Annotated in this window: 20 protein-coding genes; 8 read left to right on the top strand and 12 right to left on the bottom strand. The window is 72.3% G+C overall.

Features of this window, described 5'->3' with window-relative positions; genetic code table 11:
* The first annotated feature begins 3 nt into the window (after window positions 1-3).
* Window positions 4-567, top strand: a complete 564-nt coding sequence (locus JOD66_RS18885) for a M15 family metallopeptidase (RefSeq protein ID WP_204838365.1) — start codon at window positions 4-6, stop codon at window positions 565-567.
* Window positions 568-582: 15 nt separating this feature from the next.
* Here JOD66_RS18885 and JOD66_RS18880 read toward each other — a convergent pair whose 3' ends face one another.
* Window positions 583-1170 (bottom strand): glycosyltransferase family protein, encoded by a 588-nt coding sequence (locus JOD66_RS18880; RefSeq protein WP_204838364.1) that lies wholly within the window; start codon window positions 1168-1170, stop codon window positions 583-585.
* Between the two features lie 44 nt (window positions 1171-1214).
* Entirely contained in the window at window positions 1215-1700 is a 486-nt protein-coding gene (locus tag JOD66_RS18875) for a CarD family transcriptional regulator (RefSeq protein WP_028654642.1), read from the bottom strand.
* A gap of 230 nt (window positions 1701-1930) precedes the next feature.
* Between JOD66_RS18875 and JOD66_RS18870 the strand changes: the two genes are divergently transcribed.
* From JOD66_RS18870 to JOD66_RS18860, 3 genes are all read left to right on the top strand, one after another.
* The gene (locus tag JOD66_RS18870; RefSeq protein ID WP_204838363.1) at window positions 1931-2944 is read left to right on the top strand and encodes a UbiA prenyltransferase family protein; all 1014 of its coding nucleotides are present in this window, start codon (window positions 1931-1933) and stop codon (window positions 2942-2944) included.
* Window positions 2945-3012: 68 nt separating this feature from the next.
* On the top strand, window positions 3013-3663 hold the full coding sequence (locus JOD66_RS18865; protein WP_204838362.1) for a copper chaperone PCu(A)C: 651 nt from the start codon (window positions 3013-3015) through the stop codon (window positions 3661-3663).
* Window positions 3663-4409: a phosphoglyceromutase gene (locus JOD66_RS18860; protein WP_204838361.1), complete on the top strand. Its 747-nt coding sequence runs from the start codon at window positions 3663-3665 to the stop codon at window positions 4407-4409. Before JOD66_RS18865 ends, JOD66_RS18860 begins: the two co-directional genes overlap by 1 nt.
* 141 nt (window positions 4410-4550) lie before the next feature.
* Here JOD66_RS18860 and JOD66_RS18855 read toward each other — a convergent pair whose 3' ends face one another.
* The gene (locus tag JOD66_RS18855; protein WP_307823603.1) at window positions 4551-5114 is read right to left on the bottom strand and encodes a TetR/AcrR family transcriptional regulator; all 564 of its coding nucleotides are present in this window, start codon (window positions 5112-5114) and stop codon (window positions 4551-4553) included.
* Window positions 5115-5220: 106 nt separating this feature from the next.
* On the opposite strand from JOD66_RS18855, the gene JOD66_RS18850 reads away from it, so the two are divergent.
* Complete coding sequence (locus tag JOD66_RS18850) at window positions 5221-6648, top strand: MFS transporter (RefSeq protein WP_239545331.1); 1428 nt, start codon at window positions 5221-5223, stop codon at window positions 6646-6648.
* A gap of 129 nt (window positions 6649-6777) precedes the next feature.
* Here JOD66_RS18850 and phoU read toward each other — a convergent pair whose 3' ends face one another.
* Window positions 6778-7431, bottom strand: a complete 654-nt coding sequence (gene phoU / locus JOD66_RS18845) for a phosphate signaling complex protein PhoU (protein WP_204838359.1) — start codon at window positions 7429-7431, stop codon at window positions 6778-6780.
* Between the two features lie 122 nt (window positions 7432-7553).
* On the opposite strand from phoU, the gene JOD66_RS18840 reads away from it, so the two are divergent.
* From JOD66_RS18840 to JOD66_RS18830, 3 genes are read left to right on the top strand one after another with little or no spacing between them, the layout of a single operon-like run.
* Window positions 7554-8762 carry a sensor histidine kinase gene (locus JOD66_RS18840; protein WP_204838358.1) on the top strand — a complete coding sequence of 403 codons (1209 nt, stop codon included), beginning with the start codon at window positions 7554-7556 and terminating at the stop codon, window positions 8760-8762.
* On the top strand, window positions 8759-9436 hold the full coding sequence (locus tag JOD66_RS18835) for a response regulator (RefSeq protein ID WP_141004123.1): 678 nt from the start codon (window positions 8759-8761) through the stop codon (window positions 9434-9436). The genes JOD66_RS18840 and JOD66_RS18835 overlap by 4 nt, the downstream gene beginning before the upstream one ends.
* A 43-nt stretch (window positions 9437-9479) precedes the next feature.
* Window positions 9480-10421, top strand: coding sequence for a DMT family transporter (locus JOD66_RS18830; RefSeq protein WP_204838357.1), 942 nt, complete (start codon window positions 9480-9482; stop codon window positions 10419-10421).
* Between the two features lie 9 nt (window positions 10422-10430).
* On the opposite strand, the gene JOD66_RS18825 is transcribed toward JOD66_RS18830, so the two are convergent.
* The 8 genes from JOD66_RS18825 to JOD66_RS18790 form a co-directional block, all read right to left on the bottom strand.
* The gene (locus tag JOD66_RS18825; protein WP_204838356.1) at window positions 10431-11708 is read right to left on the bottom strand and encodes a Glu/Leu/Phe/Val family dehydrogenase; all 1278 of its coding nucleotides are present in this window, start codon (window positions 11706-11708) and stop codon (window positions 10431-10433) included.
* A complete protein-coding gene (locus JOD66_RS18820) occupies window positions 11705-12547 on the bottom strand; it encodes a carbon-nitrogen hydrolase family protein (protein ID WP_204838355.1) in 843 nt (280 codons plus the stop codon). The genes JOD66_RS18825 and JOD66_RS18820 overlap by 4 nt, the downstream gene beginning before the upstream one ends.
* 29 nt (window positions 12548-12576) lie before the next feature.
* Window positions 12577-13587, bottom strand: coding sequence for an LLM class flavin-dependent oxidoreductase (locus tag JOD66_RS18815; protein WP_204838354.1), 1011 nt, complete (start codon window positions 13585-13587; stop codon window positions 12577-12579).
* Window positions 13588-13680: 93 nt separating this feature from the next.
* Complete coding sequence (locus tag JOD66_RS29585) at window positions 13681-15291, bottom strand: thiamine pyrophosphate-binding protein (protein ID WP_204838353.1); 1611 nt, start codon at window positions 15289-15291, stop codon at window positions 13681-13683.
* Window positions 15292-15394: 103 nt separating this feature from the next.
* Window positions 15395-16753 carry an aminotransferase class III-fold pyridoxal phosphate-dependent enzyme gene (locus tag JOD66_RS18805; RefSeq protein ID WP_204838352.1) on the bottom strand — a complete coding sequence of 453 codons (1359 nt, stop codon included), beginning with the start codon at window positions 16751-16753 and terminating at the stop codon, window positions 15395-15397.
* A gap of 5 nt (window positions 16754-16758) precedes the next feature.
* Window positions 16759-17322 (bottom strand): amino acid synthesis family protein, encoded by a 564-nt coding sequence (locus JOD66_RS18800; RefSeq protein WP_204838351.1) that lies wholly within the window; start codon window positions 17320-17322, stop codon window positions 16759-16761.
* Between the two features lie 221 nt (window positions 17323-17543).
* Window positions 17544-18329 carry an IclR family transcriptional regulator gene (locus JOD66_RS18795; RefSeq protein ID WP_204838350.1) on the bottom strand — a complete coding sequence of 262 codons (786 nt, stop codon included), beginning with the start codon at window positions 18327-18329 and terminating at the stop codon, window positions 17544-17546.
* 94 nt (window positions 18330-18423) lie between these two features.
* Window positions 18424-19299 carry an ABC transporter permease gene (locus JOD66_RS18790; protein WP_204838349.1) on the bottom strand — a complete coding sequence of 292 codons (876 nt, stop codon included), beginning with the start codon at window positions 19297-19299 and terminating at the stop codon, window positions 18424-18426.

The raw sequence follows: 19299 nt of genomic DNA, 5'->3' as shown, positions 1-19299 counted from the left end.
GTCATGGCCTCCTTCCCCGCCCCCCGCTCCGCCTTCCTCCTGCTCCTCGTGGTCCTCCTGCTCGGCGCCGTCGGCTACCGCTCGCTCGGCTCGACCTCGTCCGCGGCCGACTCGGGACCCGTCGGCGACGGCGAGCTGCCCGACGGCACCTCGGTGTACGACGACGAGCACGCCGGCGTGACCGAGCTCGACCCGGACCTGCTGCGCGCGCTGCGCCGGGCCGCGAACGACGCGGTCGACGACGACGTCGACATCGTGGTCAACAGCGGCTGGCGCTCCCGCGCCTACCAGCAGCGGCTGCTCGACGAGGCGGTCGCGACCTACGGCTCCCGGGCCGAGGCGGCGCGCTGGGTCTCCACGCCGGACGCCTCCCCGCACGTGTCCGGCGACGCCGTGGACGTGGGGCCCGCGCGGGCGGCCGCCTGGCTGGACCGGAAAGGCGCCCGCTACGGCCTGTGCCGGATCTACGACAACGAGGCCTGGCACTTCGAGCTGCGGCCGGACGCGGTCGACGAGGGCTGCCCGCGGCGCTATCCCGACCCGACGTACGACCCGCGCAACCGCTGAGCGCGCTCAGCGGGCTCAGCGGGGATCGGTCAGCGCCTCCAGCACCCGCAGGTCCGCGTCGGAGGCGACCCGCCGGGCCTCGGGCGGCGCGTCGACGAGCAGCACCCGGTCGTCGCCGTACCGCTCACGCAGGTCGCTCACCAGTGTCACGAAGTCGGTCGACGGGAGCTCGCCGCCCAGGTCGGCGACCACCGCGGCGGGCAGCACCACGGGCGAGCAGACCGCGACCAGGGCGGCCCGGTCGACCGTCGTACCGACCACGTCGCCGTGCAGCTCCTTGACCGTGTCGGTCACCGGGCGCACGCCGACCACGATCCGGTCCTCGACCGCGGCCCGCTCGGCGCAGCGGCGCAGGAAGTCCGGCGGCGTCATCGGGCACAGCGGATCGTGGAGCAGCAGCGGCTGCTCGAGCTCGACCACCGCCTCCGCCGGCACGGTCTGGTCGAGCAGGTCGACGCCCGCCTCGCCGGCCGCCCACGCGGCGGCGGCCACCAGGGACTCGCCGTGGATCAGGTGGAAGGGCAGGGCACCGCGGCCCTCCTCGACCACGATCCCCGCGACGGGGGCGAAAACGTCGACGGCGTCATACGGATGCGGGTTCATCGGAACCCACCGTATGACGCCGTCGGCGTACTGCTACAGGTGCGTCAGGACGCGAGCACCTCGTCGAGGATGGTCTCGGCCTTGTCCTCGTTGGTGTTCTCGCAGAGTGCGAGCTCGGAGACCAGGATCTGACGGGCCTTGGCGAGCATCCGCTTCTCGCCTGCCGACAGACCGCGGTCGCGCTCGCGGCGCCACAGGTCGCGCACGACCTCGGCCACCTTCATGACGTCGCCACTGTGGAGCTTCTCGAGGTTGGCCTTGTAGCGCCTCGACCAGTTGGTCGGCTCCTCGACGTGCTCCGCGCGGAGCACTCCGAAGACCCGGTCCAGCCCGTCCTTGTCCACGACATCCCGAACACCCACGAGATCGAGGTTGTCAGCCGGAACGCGGACCACGAGGTCCTGCTGGGCGACAATCCGAAGCACGAGGTACTGCCGTTCCTGGCCCTTGATCGTCCGCATCTCGATGTTCTCGATGACAGCGGCCCCGTGATTGGGGTAGACGACCGTTTCGCCGACGGTGAAAGTCATATGAGCAAAACCCCTTCCTAGGGTGTCCTATCTTACCACGCCTTCAACGACTCTCCGAATGCGTTTGCGCAGGTCAGGGGCACAATCGGCGGCTTGACAACGGGGCGGTCCTGTGGTGCGACCTTGTCGCCCGGCTGTGGGACAGGTCACCTGGAGGGGTACGACGACCGGTCCCGCCCGATCGGCGGGCCCGCCCCCATGCTGGTCGGTCGTGGTCAATACTGCTCGCCATGGCGAAGATGCAGCGCTGGCGACGCGGCCGCACCTCGGAGGAGGGGACGCTGGTCGAGGAGTCCCCCGTGGAGGCCTCCGCGGAGGCGTCCGCGGAGGCTTCGGAGGAGACCGCTGAGGAGCCCGCCGAGGAGACCCTCGTGGTCGATCTCGACGACGTCTCCGAGGACGAGGCGGTGGTCGAGGAGGCCGAAGAGGCCGAGGAGGAGGCCGAGGATGAGGCCGTCGAGCCCGAGGCCGAGCGGCCCCCGCTCCCCCACGTCCCGGACCGCTCGGGCGCGAGCGGCTGGCTGTTCGGCGGCCGCAACCCCGCCGACGTGGTCCCGCTGCAGTTGCTCCAGGCCGCGCACGCCAAGCAGGCCGTCACCACCGCCCTGGCGATGGGCCTGGTCGCCGCGGTGGCCGGCCGCCCGGCGCGCGAGGCGGGCGTGGTCCTGCTGACGGTGCTGGTCGGCCAGACCATCCTCGGCTGGCACAACGACATCGTCGACCGTCAGCGCGACCAGGCGCACGGCCTCGCCGGCAAGCCCGTCGCCGCGGGTCGGCTCGAGGTCGGGACCGTGTGGTACGCCATCGTGGTCGCCTTCCTGCTGCTCATCCCGCTCGCCACGACGACCGGCGTGCGCGCCGCCGCCTACTACCTCGGCTCGGTGGCGGTGGCGATGCTCGGCAACATCATCCTGCGCACCGGCTTCTTCTCCTGGTGGTCGTGGGCGGCCTCGTTCGCCCTGCTGCCGGCGTACCTCTCCTGGGGTGGGTGGGGCGGCAAGGCCGTGGGCAGCGCACCCGAGCCGGCGATCGTCGCGCTGGCGGCGCTGCTCGGCGTCGGCATCCACTTCATGCGGGCCGTGTGGGGCCTGGTCGCCGACCACGAGGACGGGTGGACCTACCTGCCGCTCAAGCTCGGACTCAAGCTCGGCGCCACCCGCCTGCTCGCGCTGTCCACGCTGTTCACCGTCGGCGTCGTCGTCGCGCTGGTCGTCGTCGGCGCCCGGGTGGGCCTGAGCCGCTGACCGGCCCGGCGCCGCACAACGCTAGAGTGAGCCCGCTTCGACCCAACCTGACCCGGAGGCCTTCCGACATGCCCCACCTGCGCCGATCCGCGCTCGCCGGACTGCTGCTGGCGGTCGTCCCCGCCACCGCCCTGAGCGCGTGCGGTTTCGACTACCCCACCGACCGGGTCAACACCATCGCCGGCGGCGTCAACGACCGCACGGGCGACGTCGACGCGCTCGGCATCCGGGTGCTCGCCACCCAGAAGGGCGAGGGCCGGCTGATCGGCGCGCTGTCCAACAACGTGCGCAAGGACATCTCGCTCGACGCCGTCTCGTCCACCGAGGGCGTGTCCTCGGGCGACTTCGAGCCGGTCGAGGTCGCGGGCCGCGGCACGGTCAACCTCGCCACGTCGGCCGTCGTACCGCTGAGCGGCAACTTCACCGCCGGCGACGTCATCGCGCTGGACCTCGGCTTCAGCGACGGGACGACGCTGAGCCTCGACGTACCCGTCGTCAAGCCGTGCTTCCAGTACACCCAGGTCCCCACCGACCTGCCCAGCGAGACCGCCTCCGCGAAGGCCACCGGCAGCGCGGCCACCGGCAGCGCGGCCACCGGCGGCGCCGCCGCCGACGCCGCCGCCAAGGACGAGGAGAGCGACTCCGCCCACGCCGAGGAGACCGGCGACGCGACGTTCAGCTGCGCCGACGAGGCTCCCGAGCCCGAGAGCGCGCACTGATGACGTTCACCCTCGTGCTGCTCCGCCACGGCGAGAGCGAGTGGAACGCCAAGAACCTCTTCACCGGCTGGGTCGACGTCGCGCTCACCGAGAAGGGTCGCGGCGAGGCGGTGCGCGGCGGCGAGCTGCTGGCCGAGGCCGGCATCCTGCCCGACGTCGTCCACACCTCGCTCCAGCGCCGGGCGATCAACACCGCCGCCCTCGCACTCGACGCCGCCGACCGCCACTGGATCCCGGTGCGTCGCTCCTGGCGCCTCAACGAGCGCCACTACGGCGCCCTGCAGGGCAAGGACAAGGCCCAGATCCGCGACGAGTACGGCGAGGAGCAGTTCATGCTGTGGCGCCGCTCCTTCGACACCCCGCCGCCGCCGCTGGCCGACGACGACCCGTACTCCCAGGCCGCCGACCCCCGCTACGCCGACCTCGGCGACGAGCTGCCCCGCGCCGAGGCGCTCAAGCAGGTCATCGACCGGCTGCTCCCCTACTGGGACGCCGGGATCGTGCCCGACCTGCGTGCCGGCCACACGGTCCTGATCGCCGCCCACGGCAACAGCCTCCGCGCGATCGTCAAGCACCTCGACCAGCTCAGCGACGCCGACATCACCGGCCTCAACATCCCGACCGGGATGCCGCTGGTCTACGAGCTCGACGAGGACACCCTCGCGCCGACCGTCCCGGGTGGGCGCTACCTGGACCCCGAGGCCGCGGCGGCAGCCGCGGCGGCGGTGGCCAACCAGGGCCGCTGACCCGGCACAAAGTGGCTCTGGTTTTGCGCCGACCCGGCAGAAACTAGCCCCGAAATCGCGCCGACCCGGCAGAAAGTAGTCTCGCTGAGGCCACTTTCTGCCGGGTCGGCGACTTTTTCGAGCCAGTTCGGGCCGGGTCGGTCAGCCCGCCAGCACCCCGTCGGCGACGACGGCCAGCATCGACCGAGCCGCGGCGGGATCGAGCTCGCTGTTGTCGACGACGGCGGCGACGCCGCCGACCAGCCGACACAGCTGCAGCGCGTCGACCTCGCCCCGCAGCGCGCCCTCGGCGCTCAGCGCGTCGATGACCCGCTGGTTGGCGTTGAGGTAGGTGCGGCACTTCGCGGCGAAGGGCGAGCCCTCGTCGCCGAGCGCGCTGGTGATCCGCCAGGCGGCGCCCTTGTGGCGGGTGAGGAACTCGACGTACGCGTCGAACCAGGTGAGCATCCGCTCACGGGGGGTGCCCTCGCCGGCGAGGGCCTTCTCGGCCGCGGCGTTGACGGTCTCGACCCAGGCCTGGATGGCGGCGTCGTAGAGCGCCTCCTTGGTCGGGAAGTGGCGGTAGAGCGTGCCGACGCCCACGCCGGCGGTCTTGGCGACCTCGTCCATCGAGACGGCGTCGTAGCCCTTCTCGCGGAACAGCTGGCGGGCGATGTCCGCGATCCGCTCACGGTTGCGTACGGCGTCGGCGCGCACTCGGATCACCTTTTCCCTTGCTAAACGGAGACACCCTCCGTATCGTGGAGGACTAACCGGAGTCATCCTCCGCTAAGTGTACGTCGGCCGCCCCGGCCAGAACAGGACAGCACCCTTGTCTCCCACCACGCTCACCCCCGCGGCACCCCGGGCCACCGCCCGGACCACGTCCGCAGGCATCGCCATCGTCCTTCTCGCCCAGCTCATGCTGGTCCTCGACTCCGCCGTGATGAACGTCGGACTCCCCCACATCGCCACCGACCTCCACTTCGGCGCCGCGTCGCTGTCGTGGGTCCTCAACGGCTACGCGCTCGCCTTCGGCGGCCTGCTGCTCCTCGGCGGCCGGCTGGGCGACGTCCTCGGCCGGCTCTCGGTCTTCTGGGCCGGCCTGGCCGTGTTCACTCTCTTCTCGCTGCTCGGCGGCCTGGCCACCGAGCCCTGGATGCTCGTCACGGCCCGCGCCCTGCAGGGCGTCGGCGCCGCGATCGCCGCGCCCGCGGTACTCGCGCTGATCACCACGACCGCCCGCGACGACGCCGCCCGCAACCGGGCCCTCGCCGCCTTCACCGCGGTCTCGTCCGGCGGCGCCGCGCTCGGCATGCTGCTCGGCGGCGTCCTCACCGACCTGCTCAACTGGCGCTGGACGCTGTTCATCAACGTGCCGATCGGCCTCGCGGTCCTGCTGACCGTACGCCGGCACGTCGTCGACACGCCCCGCCGTCCCGGTCGCTTCGACGTCGTCGGCGCGATCACCTCGACCGGCGCCGCCGCCACGTTGGTCTGGACGCTCATCAAGGCGCCCGAGCACGGCTGGCTCTCCGCGCCCACCCTGATCGGCCTGGCGCTGGCCGCCCTGCTTGCCGTCGTCCTGGTCGTGACCGAGGCGCGGCACAGCCACCCGCTGCTGCGCCTGGGCCTGCTCCGCAGCCGCACCCGGGTCGCCACCCTGCTCACCATGGCCGCGCTGTACGGCGGCATGATGGCCACCTTCTTCCTGATGGTGCAGTACTTCGAGGACGACCTCGGCTACGGCCCGCTCCAGACCGGGCTGGCGTTCTTGCCGATCCCGCTCAGCGTGTTCACGATGTCGCGGATCACGCCGCGGCTGATCGCCCGGTTCAGCCAGCCGCCGATCATCGTGGCGGGGGCGATCGGCGTACTCACCGGCTTCGTGATCCTGAGCCGGATCGACGCCTCCACGGGCTACTGGACCGGCGTGTTCCCGGCCCTGCTCGCGATGGGCATCAGCATGGGCGGCAGCTTCATGCCGATCACCTCGCTGGCCCTGCAGGGCGTCGAGCCCGAGCACGCCGGCTCGGCCTCGGGACTGCTGCAGACCATGCAGCAGCTCGGCGGCGCGGTCGGCCTGGCCGTGATCGCGTCGGTGTACGCCTCGCACGCCGTCCCCGGCGACTTCCTCGCCGGCGCTCACGCGGGCTTCGCGGCGGCCTCGGTCATCGCGGCGATCGGGCTGGCCAGCGCGGCCACGCTCCTCGCCCGGCCGCGCATGGTCGCCGTGGAGGCGCGACCCGTCACGAACTAGCCCGAAAATCCCGCCGACCCGGCAGAAAGTTGCTTCGCGCACGAGGCGACTTTCTGCCGGGTCGGCGCAATTCCGGAGCTACTTTCTGCCGGGTCGGCGCAAAACCCGAGCCAGCTTCTGCCGGGTCGGTCAGGCGGCCGGAGCGGGGTTGTGGCCGGTGACGACGAAGATCACCCGGTTGGCCACGGAGACGGCGTGGTCGGCGATCCGCTCGTAGTAGCGGCCCAGCAGCGCGATGTCGACCGCGGCCTCGACGCCGTGGACCCACTCGTCGCCCAGCAGCTCGGTGAAGCTGCGGCGGCGCAGCTGGTCCATCTCCTCGTCGTCGCGGCCCAGGGCGATGGCGGCCTCGACGTCGCGCCCGGCGATCACCTCGGTGACCCGGGCGACCATGTCCTCGGCGACCTCGGCCATCCGCTCGAAGGTCGGCCGCACCTCGTCGGGTACGGCGACATCGGGCACCCGGAGGCGGGCGATCTTGGCGACGTGGACCGACAGGTCGCCCATCCGCTCGAGCTCGGCGACCATCCGGAGGGCGGCGACGACAGTGCGCAGGTCGCCGGCGACGGGCTGCTGGAGCGAGAGCAGGGCGAAGCAGGAGTCCTCGACCTTCTCGCGGGCCCGGTCGATCTCGGCGTCCTGGCTGATCACCTTCTCCGCGATCGAGGAGTCGCCGGTCATCAGGGCCTCGGTGGCCTCGCCGACGGCCGCCTGGACGCGGCGGGAGATCCCGGCCAGGTCGTCGAAGATCGCGTCGAGCTGGTCGGTGTAGGCATCACGCATGGGCCCGAGCGTACGGAGCCGAGGTGTCCAGCAAGCGAGGTGCGGTGAACGCGGGATGAACATCGCGAAGCACGGGCTCGCTGATTCGGAACCCGGGCCCGCGCTCGCCGTACGATCGAGGTGTGGACCCGACGACGCAGGCCTTCCTGGCCGCGCTCCTCGGCGCCCTCGTGGCGGGCGGGGCCATGCTGGCATGGCATCTCAGCGACCGCCAGCAGCGGGTCTACCTCGCGCCCGAGGAGCCGCTGCTCCCCGACGGGGTGGCGGCGGTGCTCTCGGTGCTGCGCAGCAGCGCGGTGGTGGTCGACGAGTCGGACGCGGTCGTGAAGGCGTCCGCGCCGGCGTACGCCATGGGCTTCGTGCGCGGGACCACGCTGCTCTCCGACGAGCTCGGCGGCCTGATCCGTCAGGTACGACGCGACGGCCAGATCCGCGAGACCGAGCTGATCGTGCCGCGCGCGACCGGTACGCCGCGCCATGTCACCGCCCGGGTGGCGCCGTTGGGCTCGCGGCTGGTGCTGGCCCTGGTCGAGGACCGCACCCGCGAGCGCCAGGTCGACGCCGTACGCCGCGACTTCGTCGCCAACGTGAGCCACGAGCTGAAGACGCCGGTGGGTGCGATGCGCCTGCTCGCCGAGGCGGTGCAGGACGCGTCCGACGACCCGGAGGCGGTCTACCGCTTCGCCTCGCGGATGCTCACCGAGAGCGACCGCCTCTCGCGGCTGATCCAGCAGATCATCGAGCTCTCCCGGCTGCAGGGCGACGAGCCCCTGGACTCGCCGGTGCCGGTCTCGATCGACGACGTGGTGGCGTCCGCGGTCGACTTCGTCGACATGAACGCCAACGCCAAGGACATCCAGCTCATCGCCGAGGGCGAGGAGGGGCTGAAGGTGCTCGGCAGCGAGAAGCAGGTCAGCGCCGCCGTCTCCAACCTGGTGGCGAACGCCGTGGCCTACTCCGAGCCCAACTCGCGCGTCGTGGTGACCCGCAAGCGGGTCGGCCACAGCGTGGAGATCTCCGTCATCGACCAGGGCATCGGCATCCCCGAGGCCGAGGTCGAGCGCATCTTCGAGCGGTTCTACCGGGTCGACCCGGCGCGGCACCGCTCGACCGGCGGCACCGGCCTGGGGCTGTCGATCGTCAAGCACGTGGCCGCCACCCATGGCGGCGAGGTGCGCGTGTGGTCCGTGGAGGGGCAGGGCTCGACCTTCACCCTCTCGCTGCCGCAGCACCAGCTCCACGAGCCGGACGGGCCGTACCTGCGGCTCGCGCCGCTCGCGTCCACCCCGGAAGCGCCGGGCGGACGCACGAAAGATCAGGAGGACGCATGACCCGGGTACTTGTCGTCGAGGACGAGGAGAGCTACAGCGACGCGCTGGCCTACCTGCTCCGCAAGGAGGGGTTCGAGGTCGCGATCGCGGCCGACGGCAACGAGGCGCTCAAGGAGTTCGACCGCAACGGCGCCGACATCGTGCTGCTCGACCTGATGCTCCCCGGCATCCCCGGTACCGAGGTGTGCCGCACCATCCGGCAGACCTCGAACGTCCCGGTGATCATGGTCAGCGCCAAGGACGACGAGGTCGACAAGGTGGTCGGGCTCGAGCTGGGCGCCGACGACTACGTCACCAAGCCGTACTCCCCGCGCGAGCTGGTCGCCCGGATCCGCGCGGTGCTGCGCCGCGGGATCGGCGACGAGCTGCTCCCCGACACCCTCGAGGCCGGGCCGGTGCGGATGGATGTCGAGCGCCACGTCGTGACCGTCGACGGCACCGAGCAGCGCCTGCCGCTCAAGGAGTTCGAGCTGCTCGAGATGTTCCTGCGCAACCCGGGCCGGGTGCTGACCCGCGGTCAGCTGATCGACCGGGTGTGGGGCTCCGACTACGTCGGCGACACCAAGACCCTCGACGTGCACGTCAAGCGGCTGCGGGCCAAGCTGGAGCCGGAGCCGAGCGAGCCGAAGTTCCTGGTGACCGTGCGCGGCCTGGGCTACAAGTTCGACGTCTGAAACTCGCGCGACCCGCGGGGTCCTCGCCCTCTACGGTGGGCAGGTGCCCGACACCCCGACCGAGACCGGTGACGCCAGCCTGCTTCCCCTCGCCGCGGTCGGGGTGACGCTCGTGCTGTGGGCGAGCGCCTTCGTCGGCATCCGGCATCTCGCCCACGACTTCTCGGCGGGACCGCTGTCGCTCGGCCGGCTGGCGGCCGGCGCGCTCGCGCTGGCCCCGGTCGCGCTGGCGCAGGGCCTGCCGCGGCCCACCCGGCGCCAGTGGGTCTCGATCGTGACCATCGGCGTGCTCTGGTTCGGCATCTACAACCTCTCGCTCAACGCCGGCGAGCAGCGCGTCGACGCCGGTACGGCCTCGATGCTGCTCCAGGTCTCCCCCGTCCTCATCGCGGTCCTGGCGGCGCTCTTCCTCGGCGAGCGCTTCACCGCCCAGCTCGCCGCCGGGCTGGCCCTGGCGTTCGCCGGTGTCGTGGTGATCGGCCTGTCCACCTCGGGCGGCGACGACAGCGGCGACCTGCTGGGCGTCGTGCTGTGCCTGGTGCCGGCCGCCGTCTACTCCATCAGCGTGATCCTGCAGAAGCCTCTCGTCGCCGAGCTGTCCGCGGTCCACGTCACCTGGCTGGCCTGCACCATCGGCGTCGTGACCTGCCTGCCGTGGGCGGGCCGGCTGGTCACCGAGGTGGGCGACGCGCCGGTGTCCTCGACGCTGTGGCTGGTCTATCTCGGGGTGTTCCCCACCGCGATCGCGTTCACCACCTACGCCTACGCCCTGCGCCACATGACGGCCTCGGCGCTCGGCGTCACGACGTACCTGGTGCCGCCGCTGACCATCGTGATGGGGCTGGTATTCCTCGACGAGGTCCCGCCCGTCATCGCGTACGCCGGCGGCGTGCTCGCGCTGCTCGGCGTCGGGGTCGCGCGCCGGGCCCCGGCCCGCAAGGCCGTCGTCGCGCCGGCGGTGCCGGGTCGGGACCCGGTGGCCTGAGCGCCCCGCTCAGGGGTACAGCCCGCGTCGCCGGTGGGCCTGGGCGACCGCCTCGACGGCCAGGCAGGTGGCGGCGGAGCGCAGCGACAGGTCGCGTGCGGCGGCGTAGTGCCGCACCCGCTCCCATGCGCCGAGCATCCGCTCACGCAGCCGGGCCTCGACGTCGTCCTCGCTCCACCAGTAGGCCTGGTTGGCCTGCACCCACTCGAAGTAGGAGACGACCACGCCGCCGGCGTTCGCCAGGATGTCCGGTACGACGAGCCGCCCGGCGGCCTCGAGGATCCGGTCGGCCTCGGGGGTGGTGGGCCCGTTGGCGCCCTCGACGATGACGGCGGCCCGCACCCGTGCCGCGTTGTCGGCACGGATCACGCACTCCACGGCGGCCGGCACCAGCAGCTCGACGTCCTCCTCGACGAGGAGCTCCCCGTCGAGCGGCTCGGCGCCCGGGAAGCCGACGACCGTCCCGGTCCGGTCGACGTGGTCCTCGAGGGCCGCGAGGTCGAGGCCGCCCGCGCAGCGGATCCCGCCGTACTGGTCGGACACGGCGGTGACGGCGACCCCGGCCTCGGCGAGGAAGCGGGCCGCGCCGCGGCCGACCTTGCCGAAGCCCTGGACCGCGGCGCGCGAGCCGGCGGCGTCCAGTCCCCGCTCGGCGAGCGCGGCCAGCGCGACGTGCACCACGCCGCGCGAGGTGGCGCTCGCCCGGCCGAGGGAGCCACCCAGCGAGATCGGCTTGCCGGTCACGACGCCCAGCACCGTGTGGCCGGAGCTGACCGAGTAGGAGTCCATGATCCAGGCCATGGTCTGCTCGTCGGTGCCGACGTCGGGAGCCGGGATGTCCTGCTCCGGCCCGATGATCGGCATGATCTCGCTGGTGTAGCGGCGGGTGACCCGCTCGAGCTCGCTCGTCGAGTAGAGCCGGGGGTCGATCCGGACGCCGCCCTTCGCGCCGCCGTACGGAACGTCGAGCAGGGCGCACTTCCAGGTCATCCACATGGCCAGCGCGCGCACCTCGTCGAGGTCGACGTCGGGGCTGAAGCGCAGCCCGCCCTTGGCCGGTCCGCGGGACAGGCTGTGCTGCACCCGGTGGCCGGTGAGCACCTCGACGGTGCCGTCGTCGCGCCGCAGCGGGACGCTCACCGTCATCTCGCGTCGCGCGGTCGCGAGCATGTCGTAGAGGTGGTCCTCGTAGCCGAGGACGTCGATCGCCGCGCGCAGCCGGCTGTGGGCGTCGGCCAGCGGGTCGGCGGCCTCGGTCACCGTGGGCGCGGGACCGACCGTGGTCACGACCGCTCCGTGGGTGCTGTCTGGGCGCCGCTCACCCGGCCGTAGAGCTCGGGCCGGCGATCGCGCAGGAAGGGCCGGCGCCGCCGGATCTCGTCGACCTGGGCCAGGTCGACCTCGGCGATCGCGAGCCCGTCGGCGTCGTCGGGCGCGGTCGCGAGGACCTCGCCGTTGGGCCCGTAGACGGCGGAGAGGCCGAAGTACTCCTTGACGCCCTCGACCCCGTGTCGGTTGGCGCAGACGACGAACATCGAGTTGAACACCGCGTGGGCGCGCAGCTCGAGCTGGAAGACCTCCTTCATCGGCGCACTGGCCGAGGCGACCGGGACACACAGCACCGAGCCGCCGTCGAGGGCGACGGTGCGGCTCAGCTCGGGGAAGTGCCGCTCGTAGCAGATCACCGTCCCGACCCGGGTCTGTCCGGTGTCGACGACCTCCGGCGGGGTCTCCCCAGGGCGGAAGTAGAACTTCTCCGGGAAGCCGTTGGAGAACGGCAGGTGGGACTTCCGGTAGACCGAGCGGCGCTCGCCGTCGACATAGGTGCAGGCGGTGTTGTGGTAGACGCCGGGAACCGCACTGGCCTCGAACACCGACGACACCACGGTGATCCCGTGGCGCCGGGACGCCTCGGCGGCCATCGAGTTCGACGGCCCGTCGAGCCCCTCGGCGTGGACGAAGTAGTCGGGGTCGGGCTCGGGCTGCACGAACGGCACCGCGAACATCTCGGGCAGCAGGACGATGTGGGCGCCCTGGGCGGCGGCCTCGTCCACGAGGGCCCGCGCCCGGCTGATGGTCTCGGACCGGTCGGCGCCGGCCTTGAGCTGGACTGCGGCGAGCTTCATCGCGAGGTTCTCCCGTCGAGGTCGAGACGTCAGGCCCGCGCGGCCTGGGCGAGGCGGGTGAGCGTGCGCTCCTTGTCACCCAGGGTGGAGATGATCGGGCAGCGCACGCCCGCTTCGTGGTAGGAGACGAGCTTCTCGAAGGCCTGGTCGGTCGTGCCGCACGCCGTCACGTTCTGCACCAGCTCGTTGGGCACCAGCGTCATCGCCTTCTTGATCTGCTCGGGCGTGGCGGGCCAGCCGGCGATCTCCTGGAGCCGGTCGACCAGCTCGCGCTCGACACCGCAGTGCTCGGCGATGTGCGGCTGCTGGCACAGGTAGAGGGTCAGGAACGCCTTGCAGGCGTCGATCGCCTCCTGCGGGTCGTCGTCGTTGACGCTGCAGGACACGATCTGGGTGAGGTCGATCGAGGTACGCCCGTCGGTCCGCTTCGCGAGACCGCGGTCGATCGCGGCCACCGCCCCCTCCATGTACGACGGCGGCAGCAGGAAGTCCATGTGCACGCCGTCCGCGATCTCGCCGGCGAGCTCGAGCATCCTGGGCCCGACCGCCCCGATGTAGATCGGTACGTCGACCGGCCGGTTCTCCCGGTACATCGAGTCGAAGCGCACGCCGCGCATCTGGACGAACTCGCCCTCGAACTCGACCAGCTCGTTGCGGAAGAACGCCTGGCACACGCCGATGTACTCGCGCATCGCCTTGATCGGCTTGGTGACCGGCTGGCCGACCTTGGTCGCGAGCGGCTCCCACCAGGCGCCGATGCCGAGGATGGCGCGGCCCGGGGCGACCTCGTCGAGGGTCTTGAAGGTGACCGCCATCAGCGCGGCGTTCCGGCTCTTGTTGTTGAGGACGCCGGTGCCGATCTTCACGTTCTCGGTGCGGCTGGCGATGATCGCGGCGGGGACGATCCCGTCCCGCGACAGCCGCCCCTCGGCGACCCAGACCGACTCGAAGCCGTTCTCGTCCGCGACCTGCGCCTGCCAGTAGGTCTGCTCGAGGCTGAGCCGCTCACCGACGTGGATTCCCAAGGGCAGCGATGTCATGGTCACTCCTCCACTCGTGGTTCGATAGTTGAACCATTGGTTCGTAATATGGTGGTGCGCGCCCGATCTGTCAACACCCTCGGGCGCGGCGGCTCAGCCGGGATCGGCCACGTCCACGTCGGGATCGCAGCGCACGTCCAGCAGCAGCGGCCCGGCGCCGTCGGCGCCGAGACCGGCCACCTGCGCGGCCACGAGCTCCAGGTCCGCGCGGGTGCGCACGGTCGCGGCGCGGGCGCCCAGCGCCCGGGCCACCTCAGCGAGGTCCGGCCACGCCCGCCGGGCCGGCGCCGGGTCCTCGCCGTCGAGACGCAGGTGCCGGTACTCCATGCCGTAGGCGCCGTCATTGCAGACCACCACCAGCAGCGGGAGCCCGAGCCGGACCGCCGTCGCGAGCTCGACCAGGCTCATCACGGCGCCGCCGTCGCCGAGCACGGCCACGGTGGGTCGCCCCGAGCCGACGGCCGCACCGAGCGCGGTGCCGAGCCCGAGACCGATGGAGGCGAAGCCGCAGGTGTGGGCGAAGCGCTCCGGGCTGCCCACCGACAGCAGTCGCCACGGCGCGTAGACGAAGCGCCCGGTGTCGGTGACCACCACCCGCTCCGCGGGCAGCACCCGGTCCAGCCAGCGCATCACCGGGCGCGGGTCCAGGGTGTCCGGGCCGTCCGCTCCGGCGACCGGCCGCTCGGCCGCCGCACGCAGCAGCCGGTCCAGGTCCGCGCGGTGCGCGGTGGCGGGCCGGTGCTCCGCGGCCGTGAGCTGCTCGCGCATCGCCACCACCGTCCGGCGTACGTCGCCCACCAGGCCGACCTCGGCGGCGGTCGAGATCCGGGCCGGGTCCCGGTCCACCTGGACGACGGGGCGGCCGCGCACCAGCGCGCCGTCGACCGTGGTGTAGCGGTTGAGCCCGGCCCCGAGCACCAGCAGGCAGTCCGCCGCCTGCACGGTCTCGAGCGCGACGTCGGTGGCCAAGGTCCCGACGACGCCGAGGTCGAGGGGCTCCCCCGCGAACAGGCATTTCCCGAGCAGCGTGGTCCCGAGGGGCGCGCCGAGGATCCGGCCGAGGTCGCGGATCTCCTCCCGGGCGTCCAGCGCACCCCGCCCGGCGAGCACGACCGGGCGCCGGGCGCCGGCCAGGACGCCGAGCGCCCGGTCGAGCTCATCCTCGTCCGGCACCCCCGGCCGGGGCGGCGGGACGAGGCGCACGGGCGGCCCGTCGGCGACGTCGATCCGCTGGAGGGGCACCGGGAGGTCGAGGACCACGGGCCGGCACTCCCGCTGCGCCCGGTGCACGGCCCGGGCGACGTCGGCGGCCGCGTCCGCCGCGGCGCCGACCCGGAGGTAGCCGGCCCCGGCGAGGCCCGCCAGGCCGCGCAGGTCGAAGCGCTGCAGGTGGTCGTCACGGGGAGGCGTGTCGCCGGTCAGCAGCAGGAGCGGCGTCCGGGCCCGCACCGCCTCGGTCAAGGCGGTCAGCGCGTTCGTCGCACCCGGACCGTGCGTGACCGACGCGACCCCGAGCCGGCGGCCGACGCGGGCGTAGCCGTCGGCCATGCTGACGGCCGCACCCTCGGTCGTCGCCGCGACCACGACGCCGCCGAGCCGGTCGAAGTCGATGAGGGGGCGCAGGTTGCCCTCGCCCATCAGGCCGAAGATCCGCTCGACGCCGAGCTCTCGCAGCGCCAGGGCGACCCGCTCGTGCGCCTGCACGCTCACCCCTCGCTCGCGGCGGCTCGGTCGTCGTGGCCCACGGTGGATCCCTCCTGGTCGGTCGGCTGCCCGGCCGACGGCCGGGCAGCCTCGAGGCGCTCGCTCAGGACACCCCGGCGGCGTCCGCGTGCACCAGGACGTCGTCGAGGATGTCGAGCGCGAGGTCGATGTCCTCGGCGCCGATCACCAGCGGCGGCGTCAGGCGCACCACGTTGTTGTTGGCCGACAGGTAGAGACCGCGCTTCTTCGCGGCGGCCACCACGGCCTGCATCGGCGCGCCGGCCTCGCCGACCGGGTTGAACGGCACCAGCGGCTCGCGGGTGGCCCGGTCCCGGACCAGCTCGAGGCCCTGGAACAGCCCGAGCCCACGCACCTCGCCGATGGAGGGGTGCCGCTCGGCCAGCCGGTGCAGGCCGGCGTTGAGCCGGGCGCCCATCTCCCGGGCGTTCTCGATGATCCGCTCCTCGCGCATGGCCTCGATCGAGGCGACGCCGCTCGCGCAGGCCAACGGGTGGCCGGCGTAGGTCAGCCCGCCCCAGAACTTGTTGCTCATCAGCCAGTCGGAGATCCGCTCGTTGACGGTCATCGCGCCCAGCGGCACGTAGCCCGAGTTGAGGCCCTTGGCCGTGATCAGGATGTCCGGCGTGACATCCCAGTGGTCGCAGGCGAACCACTCGCCGGTGCGCCCGAACCCGGCCATCACCTCGTCGAAGATCAAGATGATCCCGTAGCGGTCGCAGACCTCGCGGATCGACCGGAGGTAGCCCGGCGGCGGCGGCAGGATGCCGTTGGTGCCGGTGACGGTCTCGAGGATCACCGCGGCCACGGTGTTCGGGTTCTCGTACTGGAGGATCTCCTCCAGGTGGGGGGCTCCCGAGCAGACCGGGCACGGGTCGGGGTGCCCGGCCGGGCACCGGTAGGTGTAGGGGTCGAACATCCGCACCACCCCGGTGGGGCCGGGCTCGGCGTACCAGCGACGGGGGTCGCCGGTCAGCGCGATGGCGCCGGCGGTCGCGCCGTGATAGCTGCGGTAGCGCGCGACCACCTTCTGTCGTCCGGTGACGTGCCGGGCGAGCCGGATCGCGTTCTCGTTGGCCGCCGCGCCGCCGGTGGTGAAGAAGGACATCTTCAGGTCACCGGGCGTCACCTCCGCCATCAGCTCGGCGAGCTGGGCCCGCGAGCGCTCGGCGTAGTTGGGGCCGATGTAGCACATCTCGGCCGCCTTGGACCGGATCGCCTCGACGATCCGGGGGTGCTGGTGGCCCAGGTTCATGTTGACCAGCTGGGACTGGAAGTCCAGGTAGCGGTTGCCCTCGTGGTCCCAGAACCACGCTCCCTCGCCCCCGGCGATCGGCGTCGCGTTGACGGCGCCCTGGTTGGACCAGGAGTGGATCACGTACGCCTTGTCCGCGGCGCGGATCCGGTCGGCGTCCCAGGTGGTGGCCACCTCGCTCGTCGTCATGGCCGTCAGCTCGCCGCGGTCTCGGCACCGAAGGTCGCGAGGCGGGACAGCGGACGGCCCGTGCTGGCGGCGACGCAGCCGACGAGGATCTCGTTCGGGAGCGGGGCGCCCGGCACCTGCAAGGTCACCGTCTGGTGGTGCGAGCGGGTCTTCGCGTCGGTCTTGTGCTTGAGGGGTACGTCGATCGGGTCGCCGGGCAGGCCGACCTTCTCCGCCGCCGGCAGCAGCTCGGTGCCCTCGGCCGCGTTGCGGAAGACGTTGCCGAAGCGCAGGTTGTGGATCAGGGCCGAGCCGTGCTCGACCTCCCCGCCGATGCCGACGAGCGCGACCTTGCCGAAGGCCTCGACGGGCGCGCCGAGCAGCTCGACGCAGGCCGGGCCGGTGAGCTGACCGATCTCCTCGGCGATCTCGTCGGCGAGGGTCACCAGGTCCTGGACGTAGCCGGAGCCGTACGGGTTCTCGATCACGATCCCGACGAAGGCCAGCCGGTGAGTGGGCGAGACGTCCTGCCCGTTCTCCCGCTCGGTCACCTCCAGGTGCCGGATCGTCTTCCGCACCTTCAACGTCATCTCTCTTCACCTCTCGCCTCGCTGGTTCGTTAGTCGAACCGATGGTCCAGATACTGACGATGCGGCGAGGCCTTGTCAAGTGACTTCGCGGACACACCGCGGATACCTCGGCGATACCTGTCACGCCGCCCGGACGACACCCGCCCGACACCGCGACCGGCGTCCGGGCGCGCGAACGCGGCCCGGCCGGTTCCCCGGCGGGCCGCGGTCGGTCCGGCGCGCTACACGCGCAGGTCGGTGGGCAGCTGCAGGTCGGTGTAGGTCAGCAGCTCGCCCAGCTTGCGGGACGCCTCGAGCAGCCGGGGCGACACCTCGGCCACCCATTCGGGGGTCAGCCGGAAGCTCGGGCCGCCGATCCACACGGCGTACGGGTAGCTGTCGCCGACCCGCACCGGCGCGGCGACGGACGTCGCGCCCTCCTCGAGCTCGTCGCGGGAGTGGGCGTAGCCGCGCTCCCGGATCTCCTGGAGCATGGCCACGAACGCCTCGGCACCGCCGAGGGACGCCGGGCCGTGGCGGTCGATGTCCTCGACGTACTCGTCGAGCTTGGCCTTGTCGAGCATCGCCAGCAGCACCTTGCCGGTCGACGTCGACCAGACGGGCTGGGTCCGTGGCACCGGCTTCATGGTCTGCCCGATCAGCCGCGGGCCGGCGGCCTGCGCGACGACCATGACGTTGGGCGGGTGCAGCACGTCGAAGCCGCAGGTCTCCTGGGTGTCGGCCGCGAGGTCGGCGAGCACCTGGCGCATGTGCCGGTAGCCGCCGTTGCTGTCGAGGAAGCCGCCGACGATCGAGAGCAGGCCGAGGGACACCTTGTAGCGGCGGGTGTCGGGGTCGAGGGTCAGCCAGCTCTCCCTCTCGAGGACGCTGAGCACGCGGTAGCAGGTCGCCTTCGGGATGCCCGACTCCCGCGCGATCTCGCTGAGCCCGACGCCGTTCGGGTGAGCGGCGACGGCCCGCAGGACCCAGATCGTGCGGCGCACGAGTCCCGATTCGTTGGCTGCCATGAGGTCCCTCCATGGTGATGTCGGCCGAACACTAGCGCAGGTGAGCCAACGCGCCGCCCGATCGGCAGGTTCCGACAGCACGTCGTCAGCGGCATCACCGCAGGGTCGGATCGAAGGTGTCGCGCAGGCCGTCGCCGACCAGGTTGAGGCTCAGCACGGTGATCAGGATGGCGATTCCCGGGAACACGCTGATGTGCGGCGCGGAGGCGACGTACTGCCGTCCACTGGCCAGCATCGCGCCCCATTCCGGGCTCGGCGGCTGCGCGCCCAGGCCCAGGAAGCTCAACGAGGAGATGCCCACGATCGCCAGCGCCAGGCCCACGGTGGTGATCACGATGATCGGCGCGTTGATGTTGGGCAGCACGTGTCGCCACGCGATCCGCGGCCCGCGTACGCCGGAGGCGTGGGCGGCCTCGATGTACTCCTTGCTCATCACCTCGAGGGTCGCGCCGCGCACCACCCGCGCGTACTGCGGGATGTAGGTGATCCCGATCGCGATGGCGGCGTTGCGCAGGCTAGGACCGGCGACGGCGACCACCAGGATCGCGAGCAGGAAGTAGGGGAAGGACAGCACCAGGTCCATGGTGCGCATCAGCAGGCTGTCGGCGACACCGCCGCGATAGCCGGCGAGGACGCCGATCAGGGTGCCGACGACTCCGCTCAGCGCGACCGAGCCGACCGCGGCGAGCAGCGTCGAGCGGGCGCCGATCATGATCCGGCTCAGGATGTCGCGCCCGAACTCGTCGCGGCCCAGCCAGGCGTCGCCGCTCGGTCCGGCCCGGCGCAGGTCGAGGTGCTGGGTGGCCGGGTCGTGCGGGGCGATCCAGGGGGCGAGCACCGCGGCGAGCACCAGCAGGGCCAGGACCACCAGTCCCACGACCGCCGCGCGGTTGCGCGCGAAGGTGTGCCAGGTCTCCGCCCAGCGCGTCGGCTCCGCCGCCGGCACGCTGACGTTCGTTGCCTGCGTCAT

The sequence above is a fragment of the Nocardioides nitrophenolicus genome, from assembly GCF_016907515.1.
GTDB lineage: Bacteria > Actinomycetota > Actinomycetes > Propionibacteriales > Nocardioidaceae > Nocardioides > Nocardioides nitrophenolicus.
The sequence above is the reverse complement of the archived record's forward strand: the minus strand, read 5'-3'. Positions and strand labels throughout refer to the sequence as shown.

What these genes read in the sequence shown, in the direction of transcription:
- JOD66_RS18805 (WP_204838352.1), bottom strand. Translation starts at nt 16,753, where the DNA reads ATGACGACGAGCGAGGTGGCCACCACCTGGGACGCCGACCGGATCCGC.
- JOD66_RS18860 (WP_204838361.1), top strand. Translation starts at nt 3,663, where the DNA reads ATGACGTTCACCCTCGTGCTGCTCCGCCACGGCGAGAGCGAGTGGAAC.
- JOD66_RS18790 (WP_204838349.1), bottom strand. Translation starts at nt 19,299, where the DNA reads ATGACGCAGGCAACGAACGTCAGCGTGCCGGCGGCGGAGCCGACGCGC.
- JOD66_RS18820 (WP_204838355.1), bottom strand. Translation starts at nt 12,547, where the DNA reads ATGAAGCTCGCCGCAGTCCAGCTCAAGGCCGGCGCCGACCGGTCCGAG.
- JOD66_RS18865 (WP_204838362.1), top strand. Translation starts at nt 3,013, where the DNA reads ATGCCCCACCTGCGCCGATCCGCGCTCGCCGGACTGCTGCTGGCGGTC.
- phoU (WP_204838359.1), bottom strand. Translation starts at nt 7,431, where the DNA reads ATGCGTGATGCCTACACCGACCAGCTCGACGCGATCTTCGACGACCTG.
- JOD66_RS18795 (WP_204838350.1), bottom strand. Translation starts at nt 18,329, where the DNA reads ATGGCAGCCAACGAATCGGGACTCGTGCGCCGCACGATCTGGGTCCTG.
- JOD66_RS18875 (WP_028654642.1), bottom strand. Translation starts at nt 1,700, where the DNA reads ATGACTTTCACCGTCGGCGAAACGGTCGTCTACCCCAATCACGGGGCC.
- JOD66_RS18815 (WP_204838354.1), bottom strand. Translation starts at nt 13,587, where the DNA reads ATGACATCGCTGCCCTTGGGAATCCACGTCGGTGAGCGGCTCAGCCTC.
- JOD66_RS18870 (WP_204838363.1), top strand. Translation starts at nt 1,931, where the DNA reads ATGGCGAAGATGCAGCGCTGGCGACGCGGCCGCACCTCGGAGGAGGGG.
- JOD66_RS18880 (WP_204838364.1), bottom strand. Translation starts at nt 1,170, where the DNA reads ATGAACCCGCATCCGTATGACGCCGTCGACGTTTTCGCCCCCGTCGCG.
- JOD66_RS18885 (WP_204838365.1), top strand. Translation starts at nt 4, where the DNA reads ATGGCCTCCTTCCCCGCCCCCCGCTCCGCCTTCCTCCTGCTCCTCGTG.
- JOD66_RS18835 (WP_141004123.1), top strand. Translation starts at nt 8,759, where the DNA reads ATGACCCGGGTACTTGTCGTCGAGGACGAGGAGAGCTACAGCGACGCG.
- JOD66_RS18800 (WP_204838351.1), bottom strand. Translation starts at nt 17,322, where the DNA reads ATGACGTTGAAGGTGCGGAAGACGATCCGGCACCTGGAGGTGACCGAG.